General features: G+C 63.2%; 14 protein-coding genes, 1 other RNA gene and 6 pseudogenes. 19 read left to right on the forward strand and 2 right to left on the reverse strand.

Features of this window, described 5'->3' with window-relative positions; genetic code table 11:
- Positions 1-95 precede the first annotated feature (95 nt).
- The 15 genes and pseudogenes from GKE73_RS10605 to tolQ all read left to right on the forward strand — a co-directional run bounded on the left by GKE73_RS10605 (position 96) and on the right by tolQ (position 13,543).
- Positions 96-1,844 (forward strand): autotransporter assembly complex protein TamA, encoded by a 1,749-nt coding sequence (locus GKE73_RS10605; RefSeq protein WP_230370008.1) that lies wholly within the window; start codon positions 96-98, stop codon positions 1,842-1,844.
- Positions 1,844-2,578: a hypothetical protein gene (locus GKE73_RS10610; RefSeq protein ID WP_230370009.1), complete on the forward strand. Its 735-nt coding sequence runs from the start codon at positions 1,844-1,846 to the stop codon at positions 2,576-2,578. Before GKE73_RS10605 ends, GKE73_RS10610 begins: the two co-directional genes overlap by 1 nt.
- Positions 2,579-2,749: 171 nt before the next feature.
- Complete coding sequence (locus GKE73_RS10615) at positions 2,750-3,304, forward strand: hypothetical protein (RefSeq protein WP_230370010.1); 555 nt, start codon at positions 2,750-2,752, stop codon at positions 3,302-3,304.
- On the forward strand, positions 3,292-3,699 hold the full coding sequence (locus GKE73_RS25735; RefSeq protein WP_376767332.1) for a hypothetical protein: 408 nt from the start codon (positions 3,292-3,294) through the stop codon (positions 3,697-3,699). Before GKE73_RS10615 ends, GKE73_RS25735 begins: the two co-directional genes overlap by 13 nt.
- Positions 3,620-5,391, forward strand: a pseudogene (locus tag GKE73_RS27005) (translocation/assembly module TamB domain-containing protein). Before GKE73_RS25735 ends, GKE73_RS27005 begins: the two are co-directional and overlap by 80 nt.
- Entirely contained in the window at positions 5,388-5,675 is a 288-nt protein-coding gene (locus tag GKE73_RS23315; protein ID WP_280954881.1) for a translocation/assembly module TamB domain-containing protein, read from the forward strand. Before GKE73_RS27005 ends, GKE73_RS23315 begins: the two are co-directional and overlap by 4 nt.
- Positions 5,676-5,729: 54 nt before the next feature.
- An RNA gene (gene rnpB, locus GKE73_RS10630) (RNase P RNA component class A) lies at positions 5,730-6,086 on the forward strand.
- A gap of 207 nt (positions 6,087-6,293) precedes the next feature.
- A complete protein-coding gene (gene dusB, locus GKE73_RS10635; RefSeq protein WP_230371464.1) occupies positions 6,294-7,301 on the forward strand; it encodes a tRNA dihydrouridine synthase DusB in 1,008 nt (335 codons plus the stop codon).
- Positions 7,302-7,313: 12 nt separating this feature from the next.
- Positions 7,314-7,550 (forward strand): helix-turn-helix domain-containing protein, encoded by a 237-nt coding sequence (locus GKE73_RS10640; RefSeq protein WP_230370012.1) that lies wholly within the window; start codon positions 7,314-7,316, stop codon positions 7,548-7,550.
- A 71-nt stretch (positions 7,551-7,621) separates the two neighbouring features.
- A pseudogene (gene purH / locus GKE73_RS10645) lies at positions 7,622-9,192 on the forward strand (bifunctional phosphoribosylaminoimidazolecarboxamide formyltransferase/IMP cyclohydrolase).
- Between the two features lie 366 nt (positions 9,193-9,558).
- A pseudogene (locus GKE73_RS10650) lies at positions 9,559-9,831 on the forward strand (lipid IV(A) palmitoyltransferase PagP); the annotation flags it as partial.
- A 152-nt stretch (positions 9,832-9,983) separates the two neighbouring features.
- Positions 9,984-10,769 carry a hypothetical protein gene (locus GKE73_RS10655; protein ID WP_230371560.1) on the forward strand — a complete coding sequence of 262 codons (786 nt, stop codon included), beginning with the start codon at positions 9,984-9,986 and terminating at the stop codon, positions 10,767-10,769.
- A gap of 88 nt (positions 10,770-10,857) precedes the next feature.
- Positions 10,858-12,140 (forward strand): annotated as a pseudogene (gene purD / locus GKE73_RS10660) (phosphoribosylamine--glycine ligase).
- Positions 12,141-12,257: 117 nt separating this feature from the next.
- Positions 12,258-12,849: pseudogene (locus GKE73_RS27010) on the forward strand (L-threonylcarbamoyladenylate synthase).
- Positions 12,850-12,973: 124 nt separating this feature from the next.
- The gene (tolQ, locus tag GKE73_RS10670; protein WP_446686329.1) at positions 12,974-13,543 is read left to right on the forward strand and encodes a protein TolQ; all 570 of its coding nucleotides are present in this window, start codon (positions 12,974-12,976) and stop codon (positions 13,541-13,543) included.
- Positions 13,544-13,587: 44 nt separating this feature from the next.
- Here the strand turns inward: tolQ and GKE73_RS10675 are convergent, their stop codons facing one another.
- Both GKE73_RS10675 and GKE73_RS10680 read right to left on the reverse strand, forming a co-directional pair.
- Positions 13,588-13,851, reverse strand: a complete 264-nt coding sequence (locus GKE73_RS10675) for an Lrp/AsnC ligand binding domain-containing protein (protein WP_230370013.1) — start codon at positions 13,849-13,851, stop codon at positions 13,588-13,590.
- Entirely contained in the window at positions 13,833-14,030 is a 198-nt protein-coding gene (locus GKE73_RS10680) for an Lrp/AsnC family transcriptional regulator (RefSeq protein ID WP_230370014.1), read from the reverse strand. The genes GKE73_RS10675 and GKE73_RS10680 overlap by 19 nt, the downstream gene beginning before the upstream one ends.
- A gap of 481 nt (positions 14,031-14,511) precedes the next feature.
- Between GKE73_RS10680 and phoB the strand changes: the two genes are divergently transcribed.
- The 4 genes and pseudogenes from phoB to tal all read left to right on the forward strand — a co-directional run bounded on the left by phoB (position 14,512) and on the right by tal (position 17,685).
- Positions 14,512-15,201, forward strand: a complete 690-nt coding sequence (gene phoB / locus GKE73_RS10685) for a phosphate regulon transcriptional regulator PhoB (RefSeq protein ID WP_230370015.1) — start codon at positions 14,512-14,514, stop codon at positions 15,199-15,201.
- 7 nt (positions 15,202-15,208) lie between these two features.
- On the forward strand, positions 15,209-15,712 hold the full coding sequence (locus tag GKE73_RS10690; RefSeq protein WP_230370016.1) for a phosphate regulon sensor protein PhoR: 504 nt from the start codon (positions 15,209-15,211) through the stop codon (positions 15,710-15,712).
- Positions 15,675-16,529, forward strand: coding sequence for a phosphate regulon sensor histidine kinase PhoR (gene phoR / locus GKE73_RS10695; protein WP_230370017.1), 855 nt, complete (start codon positions 15,675-15,677; stop codon positions 16,527-16,529). Before GKE73_RS10690 ends, phoR begins: the two co-directional genes overlap by 38 nt.
- Positions 16,530-16,619: 90 nt before the next feature.
- Positions 16,620-17,685, forward strand: a pseudogene (tal, locus tag GKE73_RS10700) (transaldolase).
- Positions 17,686-17,760 lie beyond the last annotated feature (75 nt).

The following is a 17,760-nucleotide window of genomic DNA, read 5'->3' on the forward strand; positions in this document are numbered from 1 at the left end:
ATCGGAGTTTGTCGGCGGGAGTTTCTCCCGCCGTTTTTTATGACACCCTGCCTCGTCAGGCTGAACGAGTTTCTATAACATCGGTCCGAAGCCTGATGAAACGGATCATGTCACCCCGCCATTTCTTTTTCCCTTTACTGCTGCTCATTGCCACCGCGCCCGCCCGGGGCAAGGTGAGCTATGAGGTGCGCATCGACGCGCCCGCCGCGCTGGCGTCACTACTGCAGGATCAACTCGACCTGCTGAATAACCGTGACGACCCGGAGCTGGACGAGGGGCAGCTGCAGGCGTTGCTGCACGATACGCCGGACGAGGCGCGCAAGCTGCTGGAAACCGAGGGCTATTTCCATGCCGAGGTGACGGTGCAGACCGAGTCGGCCCATCATTATCTGGTGACGGTACGGCCGGGCGAGCCGGTGCTGGTGGACGACGTGACGGTGCGGCTGCTGGGGCCGATCCGTGACGAGGAGGATTACCAGACCCGGCTGGCGGCGGTGCTGGAAGCCCGGGATCTGCCGATGGGCGCGCCGTTCCGCCAGAGTGACTGGGACAGCAGCAAGCGCCGGGTGTTGCGTCTGCTGACGGTTGACCGTTTTCCGCTGGCGAAGTTGGCCGTGCATCAGGCCAATATCGACCCGCAGACCGGCCGTGCGCAATTGAGTGTGGATATCGACAGCGGACCGCGCATCGAGTTCGGCCAACTTAGCGTGCAGGGCATGCGCCGTTATCCGGTCAAGGTGGCCAGCGGGTTGGCGGACTTTCATGAGGGCGACGGCTATTCGCTGCAAAAGCTGGCCGATTACCAGTCGGCGCTGGAGCAGGCGCCGCATTTCTCCTCGGCCATCGTCAATGCCGACATGAGCAAGATCGAAAACAACCGCGTGCCGGTGGAGGTGGAAGTGACCGAGTTCCCGCGCCAGAAGCTGGAGCTGGGCCTGACTTACGACTCCGAGGAAGGGCCGGGGGTGCGGCTGGGTTACGACTACTACAACATCTTTCGCCGTGGTCTGACCGGTTCGGTACTGCTGGACTGGAAGCAGAACGAACAGAACGTCTCGTTTGGCCTTGCCTTGCCGCGTCAGGCCGATGGCTATGGCCATTCCGTCACGCTGGCGCTGAAGGATACCGATGTGCAGGGCGTGCAGACCCGTGCGCTGGATACCGGGATCTGGCGCGTGCGCACGCGCGGCAAGATCGAGGCGCGCGTCGGGCTGGAATACCTGCAGGAACGCGAACAGGTGGATGGTGTCATCGACAACAACACCCGCGCGCTGGTGGGGGTATTCGGCTGGACGCGGCGTGACGTGGACGATGTGCTGCGTCCGCGCAGCGGCACCTTGCTGGACGTCAACCTGTCCGGCACGCTGGGCAATGCGCTGTCCAATACCAGCTACGTGCGCGGTTACAGCCGGGCGGCGGCGTACTGGACGCCGGTGCCGCGCTGGGGGACCCGGGTCGGGCGGCTGGAGCTGGGGCAGGTGTGGGCCAAGGATGTGGATCAGGTGCCCTCCACCCGGTTGTTCCGCGCCGGTGGCGCCAACAGCGTGCGCGGCTACGATTACCAGAGTCTGGGCGTGGCCGGGCCAAATGGCTCGGTGCTGGGCGGCCGGGTGTTGGCCACCGCCAGCGTGGAATACCAGATACCGGTGGCGCGTGACTGGGCGCTGGCGTTGTTCAGCGATGCCGGTAATGCCGCGCGTAACTGGAACAGCTTTCAACTGGAACGCGCCAACGGTATCGGCGCGCGCTGGATGAGCCCGCTGGCGCCGCTCTCGTTTGATCTGGCCAAGAGCGAGCGCGATCACAAAATCCGCTGGCACATGAGCCCGGGGCTGGTGTTCTGATGACGACGTTACCCGATTCGGCCAACCCCGGGAACGCCAGCCCGGCACCGGGCGACGCGCCGCCCCCGGCGCCGACGGCCAAACCGCGCCGCTGGCGCCGTTATGTGCTGCTTGCCGCCATGCTGTTGTTGGTGTGCAGCCTCACGCTGGCCTGGCTTACCGCTAGCCGCGCCGGTTTCGTCCGGCTGTGGCAAGGCATTGGCCGCTTGTCTGGGCAGGCGCTGACGGTGCAGACGGTACACGGCACCCTGTGGTCCGGCTTTCGTCTGGATGGCGTGCGCTGGCGCAGCCAGTTTACCGATGTCGATATCGAAAACCTGACGCTCAACTGGCAGCCGTCGGCCCTGTGGCATGGTGAGCTGTGGCTGCGCGAGCTGAATGTCGGCCATGTGCGGCTGACCAGCCGCAGTGATCCGAATGCCCCGCCGCTGACGGCCCCCAGCTCACTGGCCTTGCCGCTGACCGTACGGCTGGAGCGCTGGCGGGTGGCCAGCCTGACGCTGCAACCCACCGATGTCAGCCTGTATGACTTGCAAGGCCGCTACCGTTACGACGGCCAGCAGCATGATGTGCAACTGACCCGGCTGGGCTCGCCCGGGGGCAGGCCAGTGGCCGCTGGCAACTGGGCGCCGCCACACCGTTTGCCACTCATGGCGCGTTGCGCCTGCAGGGTGAACTGGAAGGCGTGGCGCTGTCGGCGCAACTGGGCGTGTCCGGTTCGTTGCTGGCTCTGACCACCAACGGCCAGCTGCAAGGCCGTGGCATGCTGGCCACGGTACAGGGGCAATGGCAGCCGTTTGCCCCGCTGCTGTTTCACAAGTTTTCCCGACTGGATGTGCGTGTTGGTGGCATCAACCCGCAAGCCATCCTGCCAAGTTGGCCGAAAGGCCGCCTGAGCCCTGGCTTTGCAGGCGCAACCGGCGGCGGGCGACCGGCTCAAGGGCGGGCTGGCGTTGCTCAACGCCGAGCCGGGCGATCTGGGCAGTGGCCAACTGCCACTGTCGTTACTAGTCGGCGATTTTCAGGCCGATAGCCAGACGCTGCGCTGGCAGAACCTGCGTGCCACGCTGGCGGGCGGCAGCGTGGCGCTCTCCGGCGAACTGACCGGGCGGCGCCTCAACCTGCAAGCGCTGATCAGTCGGCTGAGTTTGCCCGCGCTGCACCGCGCTGCACCGGCGGATACGGTCAGTGGCCAGTTGCATGTGGCTGGCCCGCTGAACGCGCCGCAACTGGAAGCCAGATTGCAAGGCAGCCGTTTGCAGGCGCAGGCGCGTGTCGGATTGGTGCGTAGCGGGCGCGAGCCGCACTTGCGGGTTTCGCTGCTGGAACTGCGCGACGGCCCGGGCAGCCTGAGCGTCAACGGCGAGCTGGGTTTGGCCGGTACGCGTCGCTTCAGCGTGCAAGGCTGGCGCATCTCAGCCCGGCGCGCTGGCAGTCCAATTTGCCCGTGGGCGACCTGAACGCCACGCTGGTGGGCAGCGGCCAGTTGGCCGAACCGCTGGCCGCCAAACTGGCGCTGCAATTTACGCCCAGTCGCTTGTCCGGCGCGCCACTGGCCGGGCAGGCGCGGCTGGTGCTGACACCGGGACGCTTGCAGCAATTGAATGCCGATCTGCATCTGGCCAGTAACCGGTTGCAGGCCAATGGCGCTTACGGCAAGGCTGGCGACCGCTTGCGGCTGCTGATCGATGCGCCAGCGCTGGGGTTGTTGGGCCCGGGTTTTGCTAGGCGTGGTCAAAGGTCAGGCCGAGCTGGCCGGTACGCCAGCCCTGCCGCTGGTTTCGGCCAACCTGCGCGCCAGCCAGTTACGCTTGCCGGGGCAACTGGCGGTGGCGTCGCTGGCGCTGCGCGGTGAACTCAAGGCCGATGCCGCCAGCCCGTTCCAGTTGCTGCTGGATGCCAGCGGCGTGCAGAGTGGCCGTCTGGCGGTGGAGCAGCTGCACGCCCGGGCGGATGGTCAGCGGCTGCATCATCGCCTGCAACTGGATGGCCGCTTCCGTCTGGATGCTCATGCCTACACGCTGGCGCTGGCGGCCAGTGGCGGCCTGCCGGCGGCGTCGAGCCAATGGCGCGGCACGCTGGAAAAACTGACGCTGACGGGTACGCCGGGGGTGCGCTTGCTGGCCCCGGCGGCGCTGGAAATTGGCCCGGCGCGGCAGCGTCTGGCCAATGCCCGTTGGGTGGCGCTGGGTGGCAGCGTGCAGTTGGCCGAATGGCTGCGCAGCGCCAACGGCAATGTCTCCAGCCGTGGTCAGGCCAATGGCCTGCATCTGGCGGAACTGGCGGCGTGGTGGCCGCTGCCGCTGCAACAGTCGCTGGTGCTGGATGGCGACTGGTCGTTTGGCTACGGCCCGCTCGGCCACCTGCAGCTGCGCCGCAGCGCCGGGGATGTGTGGCTGCCGGGCCAGTCGAATCACCCGTTGGCGCTGGGGTTGAAGCAGGCCGCGCTGGCACTGCAACTGGGCAACGGCCGCGCGGCGGCCACACTGGCGCTGGATAGCCAGTACGGTACGCTGGCGGCCAACGGCTCCCTGCCATGGCGCGGCACGTTGCCCGATGGTCGCACCCCGCTGGCCGGTACGTTGCAGCTCAATCTGCCGTCGCTGGCGGTGCTGGCGGTGCTGGCGCCGTTGGCCGGACCATCGTTGCAACTGGGCGGCCAGCTTTCGGCCAACCTTGCCTTCTCCGGCCCGCTGGCCCAGCCACAATTGCAAGGGCTGAGTGGGCAGCAGCTGCTGTTGGCCGATCACAAGACCGGCATTCGGCTGGGCGATGGCCAATTGCAGGGGCGGCTGGATGGCCGCTTACTGATTCTGGAACGCCTGCGTTTTGGCGGCGGCAAGGGCGAGGTGGTGGCCAACGGCGTGCTCGATCTCAAGGACAACGTGCCGGACGCCACTGTGCGCGTCACGCTGACACGCTTTAGCGTGTTCGATCGGCCCAACCGCCTACTGGTGGTCTCCGGCGTAACCGATCTGGCCTTCGTCAACCGCAAGATTTCCCTGAGCGGCCACCTGCGCGCTGATCAGGGCCGCGTGGATCTGCCCAAGCAGGGCACGCCGACGCTGGGTGATGATGTCATCGTCAAAGGTCGTGTGGCGGCCGAGCCTTCGGCGTTTGCCAGCCTGCCAATCACCGTGGCGCTGGATCTCGATCTGGGCGATCGTTTCCGCTTTACCGGCCGGGGCTGGATGTGGAACTGACCGGCATGGTGCGCGTCACCTCCAGCCCGGGGCAGGCACCGGCGGCCCGCGGTCAGGTCAAGGTGGTGAAGGGGCGCTACAAGGCTTATGGTCAGGAGCTGGACATCCAGACCGGGGTGATCACCTTTGCCGGGCCGCTGGATAACCCGACGCTCAACGTGCGCGCCAACCGGCGCTTGTCGGCGGTGGGCGCCGGGGTGGAAGTGACCGGCTCGGTTTCGTCGCCGCGCGTGCGGCTGGTGGCGGACGAAGCCATGTCGGACAAGGACAAACTGGCCTATCTGGTGCTGGGCCACGCTGCCAGCAGCCAGCGTGACGACAACGCGCTGGCGGCCTCGGCATGATGCTGGCCGGTTCGCTCAACGAGCAAATCGGCCTGTTCGATGATCTGGGCGTGGCCAGCCGCAAGGAGCGCACGCTGGCCAATGGCACGGTCAGTCCGGCCGAGCAGGTGGTGACAGTCGGGCGGCAGCTGACCCGCGAACTGTATCTGGGCTACGAATACGGCGTTACCAGTGCGCATCAGGCCGTGAAGCTGGCTTATCAGTTGAGCAAGAGCTGGTCGCTGGTGCTGCGCGCGGGCACGGTGGGGTCGGCGGAAACGCGTTATACCCTGCGTTTTGACTGAGCAAGGCGTAATCGCTTGCCGCGCCTCGGCCCGAATAGGGTAGAATCGCGCCGGGAAGTCAGCCAGACAGTCGCCGCGCCTTCGGGCGGGGAGGAAAGTCCGGGCTCCGCAGAGCAGGATCTTGGGCCTTAACAGCCGGGCGCCGTGAGGCGACGGAAAGTGGAACAGAGAGCTGAACCGCCGATGGCTCCTTCGGGAGATCAGGTAAGGGTGAAAAGGTGCGGTAAGAGCGCACCGCGTCCGTGGTAACACGCGACGGCAGGCTAAACCCCATCCGGAGCAAGACCAAATAGGGGGGCGCTAACGTGGCTCGCGTTGTCCCCGGGTAGGTTGCTTGAGCCTGTCGGTAACGGCAGGACTAGAGGAATGACTGTCCAACGACAAAACCCGGCTTATCGACTGACTTCCCACCCCTTTCCCACGGCCGCTGATGCGGCCGTTTTGCATGGCTGAGCGGCTGATTTCTTTCAGCTATCGACCCTGCTCAAAAAATAAGCAAAAAGTTTTTTACCCCCCGCGCAAAAAGCTATACAATGGCGGCCCTTTCTTGCGCTATGCCCCTGACTCAAAATGCGAATTGGTCCGTACACGCTTAAAAACCGGCTGATCGTGGCACCCATGGCCGGGGTAACGGATCGGCCGTTTCGCATGCTCTGCAAGAAGATGGGAGCAGCCATGGCGGTGTCGGAAATGATCACCTCCAACAAGGCGTTGTGGACCACGGCCAAGACCTTGCGGCGGGCCGACCACAGCGGCGAAGTGGAGCCGATTTCGGTGCAGATTGCCGGTGCCGATCCGGCGCAGATGGCCGAGGCGGCGCGCCTGAACGTCGAGCAGGGCGCGCAGATCATCGACATCAACATGGGCTGCCCGGCCAAGAAAGTCTGCAATGTGGCCGCCGGTTCGGCGCTGCTGCGTGACGAGGCGCTGGTGGCGCGCATTCTGGAAGCGGTGGTCAAGGCCGTGGATGTGCCGGTCACGCTGAAAACCCGCACCGGCTGGTGCCGCGAGCACAAGAACGCGCTGCGTGTGGCAAGGTTGGCCGAAGACTGCGGCATTGCCGCGCTGGCCTTGCATGGCCGCACACGGGAAGACCTGTATCACGGCGAGGCAGAGTACGACACCCTGCGCGCGGTGAAACATAGCATCGGCATACCGCTGATCGCCAATGGCGACATCGATACGCCGGAAAAAGCTAGGTATGTGCTGGACTACACCGGCGCCGACGCCATCATGATCGGTCGCGCCGCGCAGGGCCTACCATGGATATTTCGTGAAATTCAGCATTATCTCGATACCGGCGAGCGCTTGCCGTCGCCCGCGGTAGAGGACATCCGCCATGTACTGCTGGAACATCTGGACGATCTGTACGGGTTTTATGGCGAATACTCTGGTTGCCGCATCGCGCGCAAACATATCGCCTGGTACACCAAGGGACTGCGCGGTTCCAACGAGTTCCGTCAGGCGATGTACCAGCTGGAAAGCACCGCCGATCAGCGTCAGGCGGTAGCTATTTCGACCGGCTGGCCGCGCAATCGGAGCGGCTGGAATACGTGGAAGGGCACCACGCCATGGCGCAGGGTGTCAGTGCAGTCTGACGAGGTGGGGCGCCAAGGCGCCGGATAAAGAACAATAACCATGCAGAATAACGAACATATCTCGCAGTCGGTTCGACTGGCGATGGAGCAGTATTTCCGTGATTTGGATGGCGAATTGCCATCTGCCATTTACGACATGGTATTGGCGTGTGTGGAAAAGCCGCTGCTGGAAGTGGTCCTGACGCACACGCAGGGTAACCAGACCCGGGCGGCCGAGTTATTAGGGCTTAACCGCAATACCCTGCGTAAAAAAATGAAGTCTTATGATTTGATATGAAGATAAATGGGCCGCCCCACAAGGACGGCCCGTTTTTTGTTTTTGAACTTTGTGACGAGCGGTAGAAAAACATGACCAAGATCGAACGTGCGCTGATCAGCGTATCCGACAAGACCGGTGTTCTGGAATTTGCCCGGTGCACTGGCCGGCTTCGGCGTAGAAATCCTTTCCACCGGCGGCACCGCCAAGATGCTGGCGGAAGCGTTCCGGTGACCGAGGTCTCCGACTACACCGGTTTCCCGGAAATGCTGGATGGCCGCGTCAAGACCCTGCACCCGAAAGTGCATGGCGGCATTCTGGGCCGTCGCGATCTGCCGGAGCATGTCGCCAAGATGGCCGAACACGGCATCGGCAACATCGATCTGGTTTGCGTCAACCTCTACCCGTTTGAAGCCACCATCGCCAACCCGGACTGCACGCTGGAAGACGCCATCGAGAACATCGACATTGGCGGCCCGACCATGGTGCGTTCCGCAGCCAAGAACTGGGCGCACGTAGCCATCGTGACCGATGCAGCCGATTACCCGACGTTGGCCGAAGAGCTGAAAGCCAACGGCGGCAAGCTGTCCAAGGCCACGCGCTTTAGCCGGCCAAGAAAGCCTTTACCCATACCGCTGCCTACGATGGTGCCATCTCCAACTACCTGACCAGCCGGCCGAAGGCACGCTGTCCGGCAAGCCGGAACGCGTGGCGTTCCCGAACCGCCTGAACGCCCAGTTCGTCAAGGTGCAGGACATGCGCTACGGCGAAAACCCGCACCAGTCCGCCGCGTTCTACCGCGATCTGGACCCGGCGGCTGGTTCCATTTCCGGCTACCGCCAGCTGCAGGGCAAGGAGCTGTCGTACAACAACATCGCTGACTCCGATGCCGCCCGGGAAGCCGTCAAGACCTTCGACGCCCCGGCCTGTGTCATCGTCAAGCACGCCAACCCGTGTGGCGTGGCCGTAGCCGCCGATACGCTGTCGGCCTACAAGCTGGCTTTTGCCACCGATACCACCAGCGCCTTTGGCGGCATCATCGCCTTCAACCGCCCGGTAGATGCCGCGACGGTTGAAGCCGTGACCGGCCAGTTCTTGGAAGTGCTGATTGCCCCGTCCTTCACTGAAGAAGCCAAGGCCATCATCGCTGCCAAGAAAAACGTGCGCGTGCTGGAAATCCCGCTGGAAAGCGGCGCCAATCGCTACGAGCTGAAGCGCGTGGGCGGCGGCGTACTGGTACAAACGCCGGATATCCGCAATGTCAGCCTGGACGAACTGCGCGTGGTCACCAAGCGTCAGCCGACCGAACAGGAACTGAGCGACCTGCTGTTTGCCCGGCGCGTGGCCAAGTACGTCAAGTCCAACGCCATCGTGTTCTGCAAGAATGGCCAGACCGCCGGTATCGGCGCCTACCAGATGAGCCGCGTGGATTCCACCCGTATCGCCGCCCGCAAGGCGCAGGATGCCCTTGAGCCTGCAAGGCGCGGTTGCCTCCAGTGATGCCTTCTTCCCGTTCCGCGACGGTATCGACGTCATCGCCGAACAGGGCATCAAGGCCATCATCCAGCCGGGTGGCTCCATGCGTGACGAAGAAGTGTTTGCTGCCGCCGACGAACATGGCATCGCCATGGTGCTGACTGGCGTGCGCCATTTCCGTCACTAAGTCGTCGGTTATCGGCCGCCGCTGTGGCGGCCAGAATGTGAACAGCCGTGTTGGCGGCCTCGTGCAGAGGCCGCCAACGGCAGTTTGGCAGCATGGTTTTTGCAAGGTGGGGAAACTCTTGGCAACCTATTGCCGTATCAATCTGACGCTGGCCGCTGCGCTGGCCATGACCGCCAGTAGCCCGGCAAGGGCAGAGGGCGACACCGCCTCGGCGCCGGTAGCGCAACAGTCGTCGATGGTCAGCACCGCCAGCAGCTGGTGGGATGGCCTGCGTGACACCGCGCGGACAACCTGGCGTTCCGAGCAGTACGAACTGTATGTGCCGCTGCATACCGGCACAACCGCTCGGCCTACACGCGCGAGAAGATCGACAGTTACAACGAAAACCCGTGGGGTCTCGGGGCGGGCAAGTACCGCTTTGACGACAACGGCAACTGGCATGCCCGGTATGCCATGGTGTTTGCCGATTCGCACCACAAGATGGAACCGATCGCCGGTTATGGCTACCAGAAAATCTGGCGCCCCGGCGGCGACTGGCGGCTGGGTCTCGGCTTTACCGCCGGCGTGACCGCCCGTCAGGATTATAGCTATGCGCCGATTCCGGTGATCCTGCCGCTGGTGTCGATCGAATATGGCCGGGCGGCGTTGCAGTCCACCTATGTACCGGGTGGCAAGGGCAACGGCAACGTGCTGTTTACCGGCTGCGCTGGCAGTTCTGAATCAGGCGCTGCTGACCGATGCCTCGCCCACGACTCAAATCCAGACTGTGGTGGGCGGCGTGTTTCGCGCTGGTGGCGGGGCTGGTCGGCTATCTGTACTGGATGCCGCCGATGGTCCCGGCCATGGCGGCTCCGAGCCCGACAAGGTTGGCCGAACAGGCGCAGCGGGCCTATCGGCAGCAGCACGCCATGCGCGCGGCCTCGGCTCCCGGCGAATGGCAACTGGCCGCGCTGGATAGCCAAAGCGGCGAACAGCTGCGCTATCTCGGCCGTTTTGCCCCGCCGCTGCCGGTAACGGACGCGCAGGGCGGACAATGGCTGCTGGGCAGTTTCAGCGCCAATACCGAGGCTTCGGCCAACGCCGGGGAAGACAGCTTTGCCACCCCCGGTGTCAGCCGTCTGCTGCTGTGGCAGTTGCAGGGCGGGCGCTATGTGCTGCGCTCCGAGCGGCAACGCCAGTCAGGCAGCCAGGGCATGGCCCCGGCGGTGCGGATGCTGCAACTGGGGTCGCATGCCCGGGGCTGGGTGGTGGAAAGCCGCTATCTGCACATGGGCTATCAGTGGGCACAGGCAGAATTTTTCCTCGCCGCTGGCGGCGCCATCTTGCCTATGGGGCAGCTGGTAACGCGGGCGGATAACCGTGGTGCCTGTGTCGACGGCGCCGTGGAGTGTGCGCCGCCGACTGACCTGCAGGCACAGTGGCGGCTGGCCACACGGCCGGGCCTGCCGTTTTATCCGCTGGAAGTGCAGTGGTCCGGCATGCTTAACGGGCAGCGCATCGCGCGCCACCTGTCGCTGTTGCCGGAGCGCCACAGCCGACGCTATCCGTTTCCGGAAGCGTTGAATGTCAGTTTTTAGCCCGTACCCGCAGGGGTGCGGCAGATTAGAATAATCGCTTAGCTGTTCGCTCTGGCGGACACGGCAAACTCAACAAGGAACAAGCAACATGAAAGTTCTGGTAATCGGATCCGGTGGTCGTGAACATGCCCGGCCGGCGTATTGCCAAGTCGCCGCGTGTTTCCAAGGTTTTTGTCGCGCCCGGTAATGCCGCGACTGAGCTTGACCCCAATCTGACCAACGTGCCGATCACGGCAATTCCCGAGCTGATCGAGTTTGTCCGCACCGAAAAAGTGGAACTCACCGTGGTTGGCCCGGAAGCCCCGCTGGCTGCTTAAGCGTGGTGGACGCCTTCCGCGCCGCCGGGCTGAACATCTTCGGGCCGACGCAGTACGCCGCCCAGCTGGAAAGCTCCAAGGATTTTGCCAAAGCCTTCATGCAGCGCCACGGCATCCCCACGGCCGGTTATGAAACCTTTACCGATGCCGCCGCCGCCCATGACTACGTTGGCCGAAAAGGCGCGCCGATCGTGATCAAGGCCGATGGCACGGCCGCTTAGAGGGCGTGGTGGTGGCGATGACGCTGGACGAAGCACATGCCGCCATCGACGACATGCTGGTGGGCAACAAGATGGGCGATGCTTAAGCGCGCGCGTGGTGATCGAAGACTTCCTGCAAGGCGAGGAAGCCAGCTTCATCGTCATGGTGGACGGCGAACATGTGCTGCCGATGGCCACCAGCCAGGACCACAAACGCCTGCTGGACGACGATCAGGGCCCCAATACCGGCGGCATGGGTGCCTACAGCCCGGCACCGGTGGTGACACCGGACGTGCACAACCGCGTGATGCGCGACATCATCCTGCCAACCGTGCAGGGCATGAAAAAGGATGGCCATCCTTACACCGGTTTCCTCTATGCTTACTTGATGATCGATCAGGACGGCAATCCGTTCACCATCGAATTCAACTGCCGCTTTGGCGACCCGGAAACCCAGCCAATCATGGCGCGCCTGAAATCCGACTTCACCGTGCTGCTGGAAGCCGGCGTAAACGGCACGCTGGATCAGGTGGAAGCCGATTGGGATCGCCGCGTGGCGCTGGGCGTGGTGCTGGCTGCGGCTGGTTATCCGGAAGCGCCGAAAAAGGGCGACGTGATCAGCCATCTGCCCAAGGAAACCGAAGAAACCGTGGTATTCCATGCTTCGGCACGACCTTCAACGCCGACAAGCAGCTCATCACCAATGGCGGCCGCGTGCTGTGTGTGGTGGGCCCGGGCGACAGCGTGAAAATGGCACAGGGCAAAGCCTATGCCGTGGCTGACCACATCGAGTTTGCTTAAACAAGCAGCTGCGCCGCGATATCGGCAACAAGGCACTGCACCGCGCCAAGTAAGGCGGACGGCACTGGCCCGCTGGACCATGCCTGCGCCGGTTTTTTACCGCGCCGGGCGTGATGGCCGTGCCGGGGAGGGGCTACAATAGCCCCTTTATTTTTGCTTGTGATGATCCGATGACGTCCGTGCGGCCCACTCCACTTTCCCGCCAGCGCCTGCCCAAGGCCGGGTTACAGCAGCAATTGCGTGGGCAGTTGCAGGCCGGAGGAGTGATTGCCTATTCCACCGAATCCTGCTTTGGCCCGGGCTGCGATCCGCTCAATGTGCAGGCCATTCGCCGCGTGCTGGCGATCAAGGCGCGCCCCAATTACAAGGGGCTGATCGTGATTGCCGCCAGCATCGAACAAATCCGCCACCTGATCCAGCCGTTGTCGGCGGCACAGTATGCGGAACTTGCCCGCTACTGGCCCGGTCCTTATACCTTTCTGCTGCTTAGCGGCGCGGCGGGTGCCGCCCGCACTGCGTGGCCGACACCACAAAATTGCCGTGCGCGTGACGGCGCATGGCGAGGCGGCGGCGTTGTGTCGCTGTGTTGGCATGGCGCTGGTGTCCACGTCGGCCAACCGTGCCGGGCAGAAATCGCTGAAGACGGCGCGGGCTTGCCAACGCGAGTTCGGCCAACGTGTGCTGACTTTGCCGGGGCGCATTGGCAAGCGGCGCAAGCCGTCCAGCATTATCGATTTTGAAACCGGCCGCGTGCTGCGCTAGGCCGCCTCATTCAACAAGGACATATCGTGCAACAGATTTCAATCCTGAGCCTGATCCTGAACGCCAGCGTGGTGGTGCAGATCGTCATGGCCGGGCTGGCTTTGGTTTCCGTGCTTTCCGGGCGTTGATCTTCAACAAGATCGTGGTGTTGCGCGCGGCGCGGCACGGCAGCGATGAGTTTGAACGGCGTTTCTGGAGCGGAGTGGACCTCAACCGGCTGTACGAGGACGCCAACCGGCGTAACGATACGCTGGGCATGGAGCGCATCTTCCAGTCCGGCTTTGCCGAATTCCTCAAACTGCGCGGCCGCTCCGGGGCCGAGCTGTCCGACATCATGGACGGCTCCCGCCGCGCCATGCGTGCCGCCGCCCAGCGCGAACTGGACGAGCTGGACAGCCACACGCCGTTTCTCGCCACGGTTGGCTCGGTCAGCCCGTATGTCGGCCTGTTTGGCACGGTGTGGGGCATCATGCACGCCTTCATCGGGCTGGGTAACGCCGGGCAGGCCACCTTGTCCACGGTGGCACCGGGGATTGCCGAAGCGCTGATCGCCACGGCCATCGGCCTGTTTGCCGCCATCCCGGCGGTGGTGGCCTACAACCGCTTTGCCAGCGATGTCGACCGCATGACTTCGCGCTTCGATACCTTCATGGAAGAGTTTTCCAACATCCTGCAGCGTCTGGCCACGCGTTAAGCGCCTGACGCGCAGCTAAAGGTTGGCCGAATTCGGCCAACCTTTCAGTCGTGTTCCGGCAGGGTCGGCAGCCGGGCCGGTACCGGCATGTCGATAATGATCGACGTCTGGGTGTCGCCATACTGCATCAGCCGCGCAATCAGCGCCTGCAGCGACGACATGGTATCCACTGCCACGCGAATCATCAGCCCGCTGCTGCCTGTGATCGACGCACACTCCACCACCTCCGGCATATTGCGGATCTGCTCCACCACCGCGTAGTACTCCGGGTTCTTCACCGTCAACTCGATCAGGCAACGAATCGGCAAGCCCACCCGGCGGTATCGATTGCCGCGTGGTAGCCGGTAATCACCCCGGCGCGCTCCAGTTTTTCCACCCGCTCGGCCACCGCCGGGGCAGAAAGGTTCACTTGCCGTGCCAGTTCGGCAAAGCGCATGCGGGCGTTGGCGTGCAGCGCCAGCAGGATTTTACGGTCGTACTTGTCCATGCCTTCGTTTCAAAAGTTATTAGTGGTTACAACCGTTGAAAATAAGGTAATGATGGCAAAAATACAATGTTTATACATTAAACAATCGCCCCTCACGCCGTAGAATCTCGCCCTATCAAGACGGCGGACGGCACTGTCCGGCTGCTCGCTGTTTTCCACTTGGAATGGTTGTCGCGCCTTCATCCCGTTGATGACCGCGCACACTGTCCTGGTGATCTCTTTGTCCCCGGTCTCACGTCAGATCAATACATTGACTACGACCCTTAAGGGCCTGTCCATTGGACAGGCCCTCTTTTCTTTGTCCTTGCTCCATCCCGTTTTCCTGCTGCTGCCGTTACACTGTGAGCGTGGCCTTGTCCGTGCTAGCCAGCGCACCCATCACGGCATCAATGACAGAAACTTGGAAATTTCCAAGAACTGTCATATTTATGTAATCGCCCGTTTTTATCCTTGCCACAATTGCGAACGGGAATGGACCCTTATGGCTGCAAACATTTTGCTTGTAGAAGACGAACCGGCGATTCAGGAACTGATTGCGTTCAACCTGACTCAGGCTGGGCACCATGTGCTGCGTGCCAGTACCGCCGAGGCAGCGCTCACCCCGGTGAAAAACGCCTTGCCCGACCTGGTATTGCTGGACTGGATGCTGCCGGGCGCCTCCGGTGTGGATATTGCCAAGCGCCTGCGTAACGACGAGCGCACCAAACATATCCCGATCATCATGCTGACCGCCCGCTCCGACGAGCAGGACAAAGTCACCGGGCTGGAAAGCGGTGCCGACGATTACATCACCAAGCCGTTTTCCCCGCGTGAGTTGCTGGCGCGCATCAAGGCGGTGTTGCGCCGTCGCGCCCCGCAGATGACGGATGACGCCGTGGAAGTGCGCGGCCTGCGGCTGGACCCGATCACCCACCGCGTGACCGGCCACGATGGCACCGTGGAACTGGGGCCGACCGAATTCCGCCTGCTGCATTTCTTCATGACGCACCCGGAGCGCGTGCATTCGCGCGCCCAATTGCTGGACCAGGTGTGGGGCGATCACGTGTTCGTGGAAGAGCGCACCGTCGACGTGCATATCCGCCGTCTGCGCAGCGCGCTGGAACCGACCGGCCACGACGAACTGATCCAGACGGTACGGGGAACCGGTTACCGTTTCTCCATTCAACAGTGAGACGGCTTTGCGCGAATTTCTGCAAAATTCGGTAGGGTGGCTGGTGGGCATCATCCTGCTGGGGCTGGGCTTCTGGGCCGGTTCCGGCGCGGTCAATGCCCTGCTGGTGGTGGTGCTGTGCCCGGCGGCGTGGCTGACCTTTCACCTGTACCACATCGCCCTGATGCTGCGCTGGCTGCAAAACCCGGTGGCCGAACGCGTGCCGGACGGTTTCGGCTCGTGGCATACCGTGTTCATGACGCTGTATCGCATGATGCGCAGCCAGAGTCAGAGCCAGCGCAAGCTGACCAATGTGCTGGAACGCTTCATCAACGCCGGTGAAGCCATGCCGGACGGCGTGGTGGTGCTGGACGAGAACGACCGCATCGAGTGGATCAACCCAATGGCGGTGGAACATCTGGGCCTCAACCGCAAGGAAGACATCGGCAACCAGATTCTCAACCTGATCCGCCAGCTAGGCGTTTCACACCTACATGAAAACCGGCAGTTTCAGTCAGCCGCTGCTGCTTAACTTCCTGCAACCGCGCGAAATGCTGATTTCCATTCAGCTGGTGCCGTTTGATTCCACGCGCAAACTGCTGCTGTCGCGTGACATCACCCAGCTGGAACGGGTGCAGACGGTGCATCGCGACTTCGTGGCCAACGTGTCGCACGAATTGCGCACTCCGCTGACCGTGGTGGGCGGCTTTCTGGAAACGCTGATGGACATGCCGCAGGTGGATGAATCCACGCTGCGCCAGTTTCTGCCGATGATGATGGAGCAGTCGCGGCGCATGCAGAGCTTGGTGGAAGACCTGCTCACCCTGTCCAAGCTGGAAAACAGCCCCAAGGCGGTGGCTTCGGAAAAGGTCAACATGCAGGAGATGCTGGATACCTTGATGGTCGAAGCCGAAGGCTTGTCGCAGGGGCGTCATCAGATTCGGCTGGAGAAGCTCAGCGCGCAGTGGCTGTGGGGTAGCAGTCAGGAGCTGCATTCCGCCTTTGGCAATCTGGTGTCCAACGCGGTGCGTTATACGCCGGAAGGCGGCACAGTGACGATCAGCTGGCAGGAGGAGGGCGACAAGTTGCGCTTCTCGGTGAGCGATACCGGCATCGGCATTCCGCGCGAGCACATTCCGCGCCTGACCGAACGCTTCTATCGCGTCGATCGTGGCCGTTCACGCGGGAATGGCGGCACCGGGCTGGGGCTGGCCATCGTCAAGCACGTGGTGGCGCGCCATAACGCCCGGCTGGACATCAAGAGCGAACCGGACAAGGGCAGCACCTTCAGCGTGATCTTCCAGAACGAACGCAAGGCCGAACCGGACACCGTGGCCGCCGACGATTAAGCCACCGTACCAACGCACATCTTGGCGGGCCGGTTCCGGCACGTTAGGATGTGCGATTATGTTTTTGTCGTAGCCTACCCGGATTCCTCCATGACCCGACTTCTTTCCATTCGTCCGTTCGGCCAACGTGTCTGGCTGGACAACCTGTCGCGCGAACTGTTGTCCTCCGGCGCGCTGGCGCGCCTGCTCGAGCAAGACGGCATTGCTTAAGCGTGACCTCCAACCCGGCCATTTTCTACAAGGCCATCCGGTCCGATAGCAGCTACCAGCAGGATCTGACCCGCCTGAAAGCGGATGCCTCGCTCAGCGCCGAGGCGCGCTACGAAGCGCTGGTGGTGCCGGACATTCAGGCCGCGTGCGATCTGCTGGCGCCGCAGTACCAGCAAAGTGGCGGCGACGATGGCTATGTCAGTCTGGAAGTTTCGCCGGAACTGGCGCATGACGAAGACGGCACACTGGCCGCCGCGCGCCGCTTGTGGCGCGAGATCGACCGGCCCAATGCCATGATCAAGATTCCGGCCACGCCTGCCGGTATCCGCGCCTTCCGCCAGCTGACGCGCGAGGGGATCAACGTCAACATCACGCTGCTGTTCAGCCTGCCGCAGGTGGAAGCGGTGTGGGACGCTTATCTTGCTTAAGCCTGCAGGCGCGTCTGGCCGATGGCCAGCCGTTGGTCGGCATCAAGGCGGTGGCCAGCTTCTTCCTGTCGCGCATCGACAGCCTGCTGGATGGCAAGTTGGCCGAAGCGTTGCAAGGCCAGACGGCCATCGCACTGGCCAAGACGGCGTATGGCCGCTATCTGGCGCGTTTCCATGGCGAGGAGTTTGCCGCCCTGCGTGCCGCTGGCGCGCGGCCGCAATACCTGCTGTGGGCTTCCACCGGCACCAAGAATCCGGCCTATTCGGATGTGTTGTATGTTGCCAGCCTGATTGGTGCCGAGACGGTGAACACCGTGCCGGATGCCACGCTGGCGGCATTCCGCGACCATGGCGAGGCGGCGGCGACGCTGGCGCAAGACATGGAGCAGGCCCCGGCGTTATTGGCGCAGGTGGAAGCAGCCGGTATCAATCTGGCGCAAGTGGGTGACGAGTTGCAGCGCGATGGCCTGCGCCAGTTTGAAGTGGCATTTGCCGACCTGCTCAAATTGACGGCGTGAGCCGACGTCGCACACTAAATAAAAAAGGGAGGCCAATGCCTCCCTTTTTTGCGTGTTGCGCCGCTTCGGCCAACC

Origin of the sequence: Paludibacterium denitrificans (assembly GCF_009707705.1) — a bacterium.
Classification (GTDB): Bacteria; Pseudomonadota; Gammaproteobacteria; order Burkholderiales; family Chromobacteriaceae; genus Paludibacterium_A; species Paludibacterium_A denitrificans.